Below are 11,525 nucleotides of genomic sequence, written 5' to 3' on the forward strand. Positions count from 1 at the left end.
GACCGGATGTCTGCGGGCGCAGGTCGGGTCGATACTGGTGACCATGGCACCGAGTGACATGGCCGATCCCCCAGACCTGCGCACGCAGGTGGTCGCGGCGTCGATCCGGCTGTTCAGCGAGAACGGCTACGAGTCGACCACCGTCGACCAGATCGCCGCGGCCGCCGGGGTGTCACGACGCACCCTGTTCCGGCAGTTCCGGTCCAAGGAGGACATGATCTTCGGCGACCACGAGGCGCTGCTCGCGCAGGTCGCCGAGCGGTTGGCGGGCGACGACGACGGCGGCGACGGCGGCGCCGATCCGTGGTCGACGGTGTGCGATGCGGCCGAGATCGTGTTCGTCCACTTCCACACGACCCGTGACCTGGCGGTCCGCCGGTTGCATGTGGTGCAGAAGGTGTCCGCGCTACGGGAGCGGGAACTGGTCACCACCACCCGCTATCAGCGGTTGTTCGAGGACTACCTGCGGGCCCGGCTGCCCGGTGAGAGTCCGGTGCGGCTGATCGGCTTCGCCGCCGCGGTCACCGCTGCACACAACTATCTCCTGCGCGCCATGATCCGGGGCGAGGCCGATGCCACGCTCGCGCGGTTGCGCACCGAACTCACACGCATTCGTCTGGCACTCGGTGCCGGGAGTTGGGAATCGGTGTCCGACGAGGCGATCCCCCCCGCGCCGCAGGCCATCCCCCCCGCGCCGCAGGCCATCCCCCCCGCGCCGCAGGCCATCCCCCCCGCGCCGCAGGCCATCACTGTCGTTACCTACCCGGTGGGTACTGGTGCCGACGACGTGGCCGAGGCGGTTCGTCACCATCTCGGTGCCTCTACACCTGGGTGCGATCGGCCCGGAGCTGGGACAATGGAACAGGACGTCGATTGACATGGCACTGCGTGCCATGCTGAACTGGTAGCGAGCCACTCTTGTGGCACTGAGTGCCCGGAGACTGTCGTGAGGAGTTGTCATGGGTTTTGGTAATCCGGATTTCAACGTGTTCCAGCTGCCCGAGGAGCATGTCGCGCTGCGCGAGGCCATCCGGGCACTCGCCGAGAAGGAGATCGAGCCGTACGCGGCCGCGGTCGACGAAGAGGCCCGCTTCCCGCAGGAGGCACTCGATGCCCTGGTCGCCAGCGGCTTCAACGCGATCCACGTCCCTGAGGAGTACGACGGCCAGGGTGCCGACTCGGTCGCCGCGTGCATCGTCATCGAAGAGGTCGCCCGCGTGTGCGCCTCGTCGTCGCTGATCCCCGCCGTCAACAAGCTCGGCACCATGGGCCTGATCCTCAACGGCTCCGACGAGCTCAAGGCCCAGGTGCTGCCGTCGATCGCCTCCGGTGAGGCGATGGCCTCCTACGCCCTGTCCGAGCGTGAAGCAGGTTCCGATGCCGCCGGCATGAAGACCCGCGCCCGCAAGGACGGCAACAACTGGGTCCTCAACGGCTCGAAGTGCTGGATCACCAACGGCGGCAAGTCGTCCTGGTACACGGTGATGGCCGTGACCGACCCGGAGCGCAAGGCCAACGGCATCTCCGCGTTCATGGTCCACAAGGACGACCCGGGCTTCACCGTCGGCCCGCTGGAGAAGAAGCTCGGCATCAAGGGTTCGCCCACCGCCGAGCTGTACTTCGAGGACTGCACCATCCCGCTCGACCGCATCATCGGCGACGAGGGCACCGGCTTCAAGACCGCGCTGCAGACCCTCGACCACACCCGTCCCACCATCGGTGCACAGGCCGTCGGCATCGCGCAGGGCGCACTCGACCAGGCCATCGCCTACGTCAAGGACCGCAAGCAGTTCGGCAAGCCGATCTCGAGCTTCCAGGGTGTCGAGTTCATGATCGCCGACATGGCGATGAAGGTCGAGGCCGCGCGGCTGATGGTGTACACCTCGGCGGCCCGCGCGGAGCGTGGCGAGAAGAACCTGGGCTTCATCAGCTCGGCGTCGAAGTGCTTCGCCTCCGACGTCGCCATGGAGGTCACCACCGATGCGGTGCAGCTGTTCGGTGGCGCCGGTTACACCCGCGACTTCCCGGTGGAGCGGATGATGCGTGACGCCAAGATCACCCAGATCTACGAGGGCACCAACCAGATCCAGCGCGTGGTGATGAGCCGCGCACTGCTGCGCTGATCTGTTCTGTATTCCTGACGCACCACTGCATTCCCTCTCACACGACGAAGGGCGTCCACTCCGCGGAGTGGACGCCCTTCGTCGTCGTCTCGGTGGTCAGGCGTAGGCGGGCTGGAAGGTCAGGCGCGCACCCTGTTTCGCGGCGGCGTCCCGAAAGTCCTTGAGCGCCCGCGGCATGTGGAAGCCGTTGGTGACGATCAGTGCGCCGGTCGCACCCATCGCCTTGAGCATCCCGACGGTGTAGCTCGCGTTCTGCACGGTGCTGGTGGACCGGCCCTCGTTGACCATCTGCCACACCGGAACCCGACGTTTGATCAGTCCGAGGTTCATGAACTGGGCCTCGGAGACCGGCAGCCACCAGGTGTTGCCGCCGGACACGATCACCCGGTTGAACGGGTGCGACCGTGCCAGTTGTGCCGCGGTGTCGAGCCGCGCCGACAGGATCGCCGGTGTCTGCCCGAATGTCCCCATCTTGGCGCCGAGTACCACGATGTAGCGGGTCGGTGGACTCTGCCACAGGAACAGGCTTTCCCGGGAGAAGAGCTCGGAACTGCCGAAGTCACCGGCCGCCGGCCGCGGTTCCGGGGCGGCGCGCGCCGGTGACGCCAGCGAAGTCGCCAGTGCGGTGACGATGGCCAGTGCTACCACGATCACTCGGAGTCGCATACCCGCAGAGTGTACGGAAGTTCGTGAGGAGTGCGAATCGAATCCGGGTGGGCCGACCACGCCGACCGGGCCCCCGTTCTCGTTGACCGGGCGCTTGTTCTCGTTGACCGGGCACCGTCGCCAAGTCGGTGAAACCTGACGACGTCCCGGTGCGTCTGATCATTCATGGACAAACCCGACATACATCCATCGATCACGATTCCCGACGTCGTCCGCCGTCCCGACGTCCTCGCCGAGGAGGCGCTCACCGCCGAACAGTTCGCCGCCGACTTCCAACGTCTCCGCGGCCGAGGCCACATCGAGCGATCGACCCTGATGTCCGCGACTGAACGCATCATCGCCGTCGTGGGACAGGCGGGCGATCTCGAACCCTCGGAGATCGTCGCGATCGACGGGATCCTGGTCACGTCCTCACTTCGGACCGCCTTCGACCTTGGCCGACAACCCAGCCGACGGCGAGCGTTGGGGCGCCTCGACGCGCTCGCCGCAGCGGCGGCGGTGGACCTCGACGAACTGGCCGCGTTCGCCCGGAAACAGAAACACACCCGGAATGTCCGGCAGATCCGTGAGCTGATCCCGCACATCGATCCCCGGGCGGAATCGCCTGGGGAGAGCTGGCTGCGCCTGTTCTTCTCCGACGCCGGGATGCCCAAACCCGAGAGTCAGGTGGAGGTCTTCGACGAGTACGCACGGCTGATCGCCCGGTTCGACCTCGCATATCGGGGCCCGCGGGTGGCAGTCGAATACGACGGCGAGGAGTTCCACTCGTCACCCGAGCAGAAACGACACGACGTGGTCCGGGACGACGAGGTGGGCGTGCTCGGCTGGGTCGTGGTGCGGGCCAACAAGCAGCGGATGGTCGCTCCTCCGGAAGCGTGGTGCCTACTTCGCGTAGGGCACGGTGAATGTGGTGCAGGGGTGCGCTCGGCGAACGGGGCGCCCACCTCGTGGACGCCCCGACTCTCATGCCGCGATCTCAGCTCAGCGCAACATACTTCACCGTCAGGTACTCCTCGATTCCCTCGGAACCGCCCTCACGGCCGATACCCGACTGCTTGACGCCGCCGAACGGTGCCGCGACGTCGGAGATCACACCGCGATTGACGCCCACCATGCCGGAGTCCAGCGCAGCCGCCACGCGGAGCGAACGGTCGAGATCGCGGGTGAAGAAGTATGCGGCCAGACCGTATTCGGTGGAATTGGCGGCCTTGATCGCCTCCTCCTCGGTCTCGAACGAACTGACCACCGCGACCGGACCGAAGATCTCGCCGCGGGTGACCGGCGCATACGCATCGACCTGATCGATCACGGTCGCCGGGTAGAAGTATCCCTTGCCCTCAGGGGCCTTGCCGCCCAACCGGACTCGTCCGCCATGGGCGACGGCGTTCTCCACCGACTCGGCGACCTTGTCACGTTGCGCCTGCGTCACCAGCGGGCCGAGCGTCACGCCCTCCTCGTAACCGGCGCCCATCCGCACCGCCGACATCTTCGCGGTCAGCTTCTCGGTGAACTCTTCCACCACGCCGGACTGCACCAGGAATCGGTTGGCCGCGGTGCACGCCTCGCCGCCGTTGCGCATCTTGGCGAGGAACGCGCCCTCGACGGCCTTGTCGACGTCGGCGTCGTCGAACACCAGGAAGGGCGCGTTGCCGCCGAGTTCCATGGACGTACGCTGGACGCGTTCTGCCGCCTGTGCCAACAGGTTTCGACCCACGGGTGTCGATCCGGTGAAGCTGATCTTGCGAATCCTGTCGTCGGTGATGATCGCCGACGACACCTCACGTGCGTTTGTCGTCGGCAGCACGGTGAGCACCCCGGCGGGTAGGCCCGCCTCGGCGAACACCTCGGCGAGCGCCAGCATGGTCAACGGGGTCTCGTGCGCCGGCTTGACCAGCATGACGTTGCCTGCGGCCAGCGCCGGCCCGATCTTGCGAGTTCCCATGGCGAGGGGGAAGTTCCACGGTGTGATCGCGAGACTGGGGCCGACGGGTGCATGGGACACCACGATCCGGCCGGTCCCCGCGGGAGAGGCGGTGAACCGTCCACCGATCCGGACAGCCTCCTCGGCGAACCAGCGGAGGAACTCGTTGCCGTAGCGCACCTCGGCGATACTGTCGGGCAGGGCGCGGCCGAGTTCCAGTGTCATCAACATCGCCAGGTCGTCGGCACGATCAGCGACCAGTTCGTATGCACGACGCAGGATCTCACCGCGTTCACGAGGTGCCGTGGCAGCCCATTCGGGGGCCACCGCGGTCGCGATGTCGAGCGCTCGTCGGGCATCCTCGACTCCCGCGTCGGCCACCGCGGTCAGCGGCTCCTCGGTGGCGGGGTTGATCACCTCGAAGGTGCCGCCATCGGATGCGGCGACCGATTCACCCCCGATCCACAACCCGATGGGGACTCCGTCGAGAACGGCTTGCGAATCGAGAACATCGGTGGAGGACATACCTGGGATTCCCTTCCTCGGTTGACTATTGTGCGGGTCAGGCGAGTTTCAGAATGGCTTCGCGCAAGACATCGAGTCCCTCGCGGAGCAGGTCGTCGCCGATCACCAGCGGCGGCAGCAGCCGGATGACGTTGCCGTAGGTGCCGCAGGTCAGCACGATCACACCCTGTGACGCGCACTCGGCGGCGATGGCCTTGGCCAGTGCGGCATCGGGGATCTTGGCGGCCGGCTCGTCGCCGTCGATGAACTCGACGGCGATCATCGCACCGCGGCCGCGGATGTCACCGATCACCGGCTTTCCCAGTGCGGCAAGATGTTCGGCCACCGACGTCAACTCGCCGACGGCGACCTCCCCGATGTGTCGTGCCCGGGCGGGCAGATCGTGGGTCTCCATCTGCTCGATGGCCGCGAGGGCCGCCGCACAGGCCACCGGGTTGCCGCCATAGGTGCCGCCGAGTCCGCCGATGTGGACCGCGTCCATCAGCTCGGCGCGACCGGTGACCGCCGACAACGGCATCCCCCCGGCGATCCCCTTGGCCATCGTGATCAGGTCCGGGACCACTCCCTCGTCGTCGGATGCGAACCATGTTCCGGTGCGGGCGAATCCGGCCTGTACCTCGTCGGCGATGAAGACCACACCGTTCTCGCGGCACCATGCGGCCAGTGTCGGCAGGAAACCCGGCGCGGGGACGATGAATCCGCCCTCGCCCTGGATCGGCTCGATGACCACCGCGGCCAACGAGTCCGCGCCGATCTGCACCGACATCGTCGAGATCACCTGTCGCGCAGCCGCGACGCCGTCGGCCCCGAAGCCGTCGCGGTACGGGTAGCTCATCGGCATCCGGTACACGTCGGGCGCGAACGGGCCGAAGTCGTGCTTGTACGGCATGTTCTTGGCGGTCAGTGCCATCGTCAGGTTCGTGCGGCCGTGGTAGGCGTGGTCGAAGCACACCACCGCGCTGCGGCCGGTGGCCAGACGTGCGATCTTGACCGCGTTCTCCACCGCTTCGGCGCCGGAGTTGAACAATGCGGTGCGCTTGTCGTGGTGGCCCGGCGTCATCGCGTTGAGCTTTTCGGCGACGGCGACGTACCCCTCGTACGGCGCCACCATGAAGCAGGTGTGGATGAGGTGACTCGCCTGATCTGCGACGGCCGCCGAGACGGCGGGGTTGGCCGAGCCGACGGAGGTCACGGCGATGCCCGAGCCGAGGTCGATCAGCGAGTTGCCGTCGACGTCGACCAGCACGCCACCGTCACCGTCCACGGCGTAGGTGCCGAGGGTGGAGCTGACGCCGGCCGCGACATGCGCCGTGCGGCGCTCCTGTAGTTCGCGGGAGCGGGGCCCGGGCAGTTCGGTCACCAGTCGCCGCTCCTGCGGAAGTCGGTAGACGATCGGGGTGGTGGCAGTGGTCATGATCTTCACCTCGGCTCGTTCGGGACCGGGCTCTCCTGCCCGGGCTCACCACCGAGTCTTCGCCGGTCGGCGCCGATTCGCGCCTGACAACTTGTCCATCGGAAGCCAATCACCAGGACAAGATGTCCATTGTGATGGCGGTACGGTGGGGGAGTGACCGCGACCGTCCGCTGGCTGATGGCCCAACGCAGCCTCCAACTGGTGCTGCGCGGTGGCGCCGACGGTCTCGACCGCACCCTCGACCATGCCGTCACCTCCGAACTCGTCGACGCCGCCCGGTGGCTCGTGGGCAACGAGGTGGTGCTGACCACCGGGTTGCGCCTGCCCGCCGACGCCGACGGCCGCATTCGCTACCTCACCTCACTCCACGAGGTCGGGATCGCCGCGCTCGGCTTCGGGGTCGGACTCGGTCATGCGCAGATGCCCGCCGAACTGATCGCCACCGCCGACCGCCTGGGCCTCCCACTGTTCGAGGTGCCGTTACCGATCCCGTTCGCGGCGGTCACCCGTGCGGTCTTCGATCAACTGGCCGCGCAGCGTTCGGCGCGTCTGGTCGCGGCCGGCCGGGCGCAGCCGAGGATGACGCGGGCGGCCATCTCGGGTGGCGCCGACGCGGTGGTGCATGAGCTCGCCGACGCCGTGGCCAGTCGTGTGGTGCTGCTCGACGCCACGTACGCCGAGGTGGCCGCATCCCGGCGGGTCGACGGAGACGTCGAACGCCTGCGGGCGCTGGTGACCCGTGACCCGGCATCGGCCGGAGCCGTCCGCGTGGACGAGGACCTCACGCTCACCGTCTCCCGGATCGGCACGGGTACAAGGACATACGGGTATCTCGGGGTACTCGGTCCGTCGCTCGACGATGTCGCGCGCATGCTCATCGGACATGCGGTGTCGCTCATGGCGATCGACTACGACAAGCCACACGCGGTCCGCCGCGACACCGATGGACTGCAGGCCGACGCCCTTGCCGCCGCGATCGACGGCATCGTCGGCGAGACCGGACTGCGATTGTTGCGTCGTGCCGCCGACCCCGATGGCCGGGTGCGGGCGGTGGTCTTCGTCTTCACCGACGCCGATGCCGCCCATCGCGGTGCGCTCACCCTCGTCGACGAACTCGAACATCGTTGGCGCGCAGTCGTCGTCCACCGCGAGGGGGCCGAGGTGACGGCCCTCCTACGCGGTGACGACCCGACGCCCGTGGCCGCGGCCCTGCTCCGGGTCCTCGGAATGCGCGCCCCCGTCCGCGGGGGGATCGGTGGCCCCGTCGCCCTCGCCGCCGACGGACGTCCGCTGCCGGACGCGATCTCGGATTCGGTGGCCCAGGCCCGGCTCGCGGCGCGCTCGGCCGCAGTGGGTCGGATAGTGGATCTGTCCGGCGCGCAATCACTTCTGGAGGTGGAGCCGGTGCGCTCGATCCTCGCCGACGCGCACATCCATCGTCTCGCGCCTGTCCTCGCGCATGATCGCGACCACGGCACCGACCTGCATCGCAGCCTGCTCGCCTTCCTCGAGGCCAACGGCAACTGGGGGGTCGCCGCCGCCGCGCTCGGGGTACACCGGCACACCCTGCGCAGCCGGATCGAGCGCGTCGCGGCGCTGCTCGCCACCGACCTCGACGACGCCCGCGCCCGGGCCGAGTTGCTGCTCATGATGCTGGGTGCCGGGGCATGATGCCGGGAGTTGGGGAATGAGACGGGCACTGCAGCTGGTCGTCACGATGGTCGCGGCGCTCCTGCTCGGCGCCTGTTCGGCGGGTGGCGTCGAAGAATCCACGACCACAGCCGTATCCACCTCGGCTGCCGGCGCCTCGTCGCCGTCGTCCGGCACCGCCACGCCGGAGGCGAGCTACGTCAATCTCGGTGACAGCTACGCCGCGGGTACCGGCGTGCCGCCCCTCGTCGAGGGGTCGAACCCGTTCTGTCAGAGGTCTTCTCGCAACTACGCCCAGTTGCTCGCCCCGCGATTGCAGATGCCGCTCATCGACGTCGCCTGCGCCGGGGCCCGGACCGTCGATTTGACCACCGGCCAATACTTCGGTGTCGCACCACAACTCGACGCGCTCGGACCCGACACCCAACTGGTGACCCTGATGCTCGGCGGCAACGACGAGGACACCTTCGGTGGTGCGATCCGGCTCTGTGGTTCGGCAGCGCGCACCGATCCCACCGGTTCGCCGTGTCGCGATCAGCAGGGCGACGAGCTGTCGGCGCCGATCACCGAGACCATCGAACCCGACCTCGAGCAGGCGCTCCGCGAGATCCGGTCGGCCGCGCCGCTCGCGCGGGTCGTGGCCATCGGCTACCCGTGGATTCTCCCGGCCACACAGGGGTGCTATCCGACAGTGCAGATCGCCACCGGTGACATTCCCTACGTACGAGAACTGCAGGCCGATCTCACTGCCGCGGTGCGCCGTGCCGCCGGCGCCACGGGGGCCGACTTCGTGGACATGTCGGTGGTGTCCGACGGGCACGACGCCTGCGCGGGGGACGAACGCTGGGTGGAGCCGCAGCAGGGTTCGACCGCCCGCATCACCCTGCATCCCAATGCCCGGGGACAGCGGGCGATCGCCGATCAGGTGGCGCGCACCCTGGGCAGGTAGCGGTGGTCACCTCGTGATCTCGGCCGGCCGAGGTTTCGACTCGTCTCGTCGCTGCGCTCCTCGTCGGCTCAACCAGCGTGAACGTGACATCCGCTACCGGCGTCGATGAGTGCGCGCACTTCGGTGGTCGAGCCGGGACCGAGCCGCTGGGCGAGGACCCGTGTCGAGGCCTGGTGGGTCGAGGGTGTCAGAACCCACCCCGAAGCCGTCACACCGCGCTCATGCCCCTTCCCCACGCCCTCGCACACCGTTGACCAGGGTGAATTGGGACGCCCTCGAACGATTTGGAACACTGGAGCTCGTGACCAGATCCGCCGATGTCGCCGCGAAGTCAAGTGAACTCTTCCAACGGGCGCAGCACGCCATCCCCGGCGGGGTCAATTCGCCGGTTCGCGCGTTCTCCGCGGTGGGCGGCGATCCCCGGTTCATCACCTCGGCCAAGGGCTGGGAACTGACCGATGCCGACGGCAACACCTACGTCGACCTGGTCTCCTCGTGGGGTCCGATGATCCTCGGACACGCGCATCCGGCAGTGGTGGAGGCCGTGCAGCGTGCCGCGGCCGGCGGCCTGTCGTTCGGCGCCCCCACCGAGGCGGAGGTGGAACTCGCCGAGGAGATCATCGACCGTGTCGACCCCGTGCAGCGGGTCCGCCTGGTGAACTCCGGCACCGAGGCCACCATGTCGGCGATCCGCCTGGCCCGCGGCTTCACCGGCCGCCCCAAGATCATCAAGTTCTCCGGCTGCTACCACGGCCACGTCGACGCGCTCCTCGCCGACGCCGGCTCGGGTGTCGCCACCCTGGGCCTGCCGACCAGCCCCGGTGTGACCGGTGCCGCCGCTCACGACACCCTGGTCCTGCCGTACAACGACCTCAAGGCCGTCGCGAAGGCATTCGAGGAGTTCGGCGACGAGATCGCCGCGGTGATCACCGAGGCGGCCGCGGGCAACATGGGCGCGGTGGCCCCGCACGACGGCTTCAACGCCGGTCTGCGTGAGCTGACCCGCCGTCACGGTGCGCTGCTGATCATCGACGAGGTGATGACCGGATTCCGGGTCAGCCCGGCCGGCTGGTACGGCCTCGAGGGCGTGGGCGCCGACCTCTACACCTTCGGCAAGGTGATGAGCGGTGGTCTGCCCGCCGCGGCGTTCGGGGGTCGCGCCGACGTCATGGAGCGTCTGGCCCCGACCGGCCCGGTCTACCAGGCGGGAACCCTGTCCGGGAACCCGGTCGCCGTCGCCGCCGGTCTGGCCACGTTGCGGGCCGCCGACGCCGACGTCTACTCCCGGCTCGACGCCAACGCCGACCGCCTCGCCGACCTGTTCGGCGCCGCGCTCACCGAGGCCGGGGTGGGGCATCGCGTGCAGAAGGCCGGCAACCTGCTCAGTGTGTTCTTCACCTCCGACCCGGATGTCGTGATCGCCGATTATGCCGCGGTCAAGAACACCCAGACCTGGCGTTTCGCCCCGTTCTTCCACGCGCTTCTCGACGCCGGCGTGTACGCACCACCCAGCGCATTCGAGGCCTGGTTTGTCTCCGCGGCGCTGGACGAGGATGCTTTCTCACGGATCGCCGACGCACTTCCCGCGGCGGCGCGCGCCGCGCGTGAGGCCACCGACCCCACGGCAACCAACCGGGAGAACTCCTGATGCACACGATCGTCCACATGATGCGACACGGTGAGGTGTACAACCCCGACGGCATCCTGTACGGCCGTCTGCCCGGCTTCCACCTGTCGGCAACCGGACGCGGACAGGCCGAGCAGGTCGGCCGTGCCCTCGCCGACCATGACATCACCGCGGTCTTCGCATCGCCGCTGCAGCGCGCGCAGGAGACCGCCACCCCGATCGCCGGCGCCCACGATCTGCCGATCATCACCAACGAAGAACTCATCGAGGCCGACAATGTCTTCGAAGGGCTCAAGGTGTCGGTCGGCGACGGCGCTCTGCGCAAGCCGCGGCACTGGCCCAAACTGCGGGACCCGTTCACCCCGTCGTGGGGCGAGCCCTACATCCAGCTCGCGCACCGCATGCTCGCCGCCGCCAACAAGGCCCGCGACGCCGCGCGCGGTCACGAGGCCGTCTGTGTCAGCCACCAGCTGCCGGTGTACACGCTGCGCCGATTCCTCGAGGGCCAGCGCCTGTGGCACGACCCGCGTCGCCGACAGTGCTCGTTGGCGTCGCTGACCAGCCTGATCTACGACGACGACGCGCTCGTCGACATCATCTACTCGGAGCCGGCGGGCGCATCGGATCCGCTGGCCACCGGAGCCTGAGGT

At 68.4% G+C, this 11,525-nt stretch carries 10 protein-coding genes; 7 read left to right on the top strand and 3 right to left on the bottom strand.

Features of this window, described 5'->3' with window-relative positions; translation table 11 throughout:
* The first annotated feature begins 43 nt into the window (after positions 1-43).
* Together ACWDUA_RS06075 and ACWDUA_RS06080 are read left to right on the top strand one after the other, a co-directional pair.
* Positions 44-877, top strand: coding sequence for a TetR/AcrR family transcriptional regulator (locus tag ACWDUA_RS06075; protein ID WP_449750112.1), 834 nt, complete (start codon positions 44-46; stop codon positions 875-877).
* 82 nt (positions 878-959) lie between these two features.
* Entirely contained in the window at positions 960-2,123 is a 1,164-nt protein-coding gene (locus ACWDUA_RS06080; RefSeq protein WP_449750113.1) for an acyl-CoA dehydrogenase, read from the top strand.
* Between the two features lie 96 nt (positions 2,124-2,219).
* Here ACWDUA_RS06080 and ACWDUA_RS06085 read toward each other — a convergent pair whose 3' ends face one another.
* Complete coding sequence (locus ACWDUA_RS06085; protein ID WP_449750114.1) at positions 2,220-2,789, bottom strand: YdcF family protein; 570 nt, start codon at positions 2,787-2,789, stop codon at positions 2,220-2,222.
* 165 nt (positions 2,790-2,954) lie between these two features.
* Here ACWDUA_RS06085 and ACWDUA_RS06090 point away from each other — a divergent pair, with 165 nt between their 5' ends.
* Positions 2,955-3,848: a hypothetical protein gene (locus tag ACWDUA_RS06090; protein ID WP_449750115.1), complete on the top strand. Its 894-nt coding sequence runs from the start codon at positions 2,955-2,957 to the stop codon at positions 3,846-3,848.
* On the opposite strand, the gene ACWDUA_RS06095 is transcribed toward ACWDUA_RS06090, so the two are convergent.
* Entirely contained in the window at positions 3,766-5,235 is a 1,470-nt protein-coding gene (locus tag ACWDUA_RS06095) for an NAD-dependent succinate-semialdehyde dehydrogenase (protein ID WP_449750116.1), read from the bottom strand. The genes ACWDUA_RS06090 and ACWDUA_RS06095 overlap by 83 nt on opposite strands.
* Before the next feature lie 37 nt (positions 5,236-5,272).
* A complete protein-coding gene (gene gabT, locus ACWDUA_RS06100) occupies positions 5,273-6,649 on the bottom strand; it encodes a 4-aminobutyrate--2-oxoglutarate transaminase (protein WP_449750117.1) in 1,377 nt (458 codons plus the stop codon).
* A 153-nt stretch (positions 6,650-6,802) separates the two neighbouring features.
* Between gabT and ACWDUA_RS06105 the strand changes: the two genes are divergently transcribed.
* From ACWDUA_RS06105 to ACWDUA_RS06120, 4 genes are all read left to right on the top strand, one after another.
* Positions 6,803-8,320, top strand: a complete 1,518-nt coding sequence (locus ACWDUA_RS06105) for a PucR family transcriptional regulator (RefSeq protein ID WP_449750118.1) — start codon at positions 6,803-6,805, stop codon at positions 8,318-8,320.
* Between the two features lie 16 nt (positions 8,321-8,336).
* A complete protein-coding gene (locus tag ACWDUA_RS06110; protein WP_449750119.1) occupies positions 8,337-9,248 on the top strand; it encodes an SGNH/GDSL hydrolase family protein in 912 nt (303 codons plus the stop codon).
* A gap of 301 nt (positions 9,249-9,549) precedes the next feature.
* Entirely contained in the window at positions 9,550-10,896 is a 1,347-nt protein-coding gene (gene hemL / locus ACWDUA_RS06115) for a glutamate-1-semialdehyde 2,1-aminomutase (RefSeq protein WP_449750120.1), read from the top strand.
* Positions 10,896-11,522, top strand: coding sequence for a histidine phosphatase family protein (locus tag ACWDUA_RS06120; RefSeq protein ID WP_449750121.1), 627 nt, complete (start codon positions 10,896-10,898; stop codon positions 11,520-11,522). The genes hemL and ACWDUA_RS06120 overlap by 1 nt, the downstream gene beginning before the upstream one ends.
* Positions 11,523-11,525: the final 3 nt, after the last annotated feature.

The organism is Gordonia sp. NPDC003376 (assembly GCF_053589235.1).

What these genes read in the sequence shown, in the direction of transcription:
- ACWDUA_RS06075 (WP_449750112.1), top strand. Translation starts at nt 44, where the DNA reads ATGGCACCGAGTGACATGGCCGATCCCCCAGACCTGCGCACGCAGGTG.
- ACWDUA_RS06080 (WP_449750113.1), top strand. Translation starts at nt 960, where the DNA reads ATGGGTTTTGGTAATCCGGATTTCAACGTGTTCCAGCTGCCCGAGGAG.
- ACWDUA_RS06085 (WP_449750114.1), bottom strand. Translation starts at nt 2,789, where the DNA reads ATGCGACTCCGAGTGATCGTGGTAGCACTGGCCATCGTCACCGCACTG.
- ACWDUA_RS06090 (WP_449750115.1), top strand. Translation starts at nt 2,955, where the DNA reads ATGGACAAACCCGACATACATCCATCGATCACGATTCCCGACGTCGTC.
- ACWDUA_RS06095 (WP_449750116.1), bottom strand. Translation starts at nt 5,235, where the DNA reads ATGTCCTCCACCGATGTTCTCGATTCGCAAGCCGTTCTCGACGGAGTC.
- gabT (WP_449750117.1), bottom strand. Translation starts at nt 6,649, where the DNA reads ATGACCACTGCCACCACCCCGATCGTCTACCGACTTCCGCAGGAGCGG.
- ACWDUA_RS06110 (WP_449750119.1), top strand. Translation starts at nt 8,337, where the DNA reads ATGAGACGGGCACTGCAGCTGGTCGTCACGATGGTCGCGGCGCTCCTG.
- ACWDUA_RS06120 (WP_449750121.1), top strand. Translation starts at nt 10,896, where the DNA reads ATGCACACGATCGTCCACATGATGCGACACGGTGAGGTGTACAACCCC.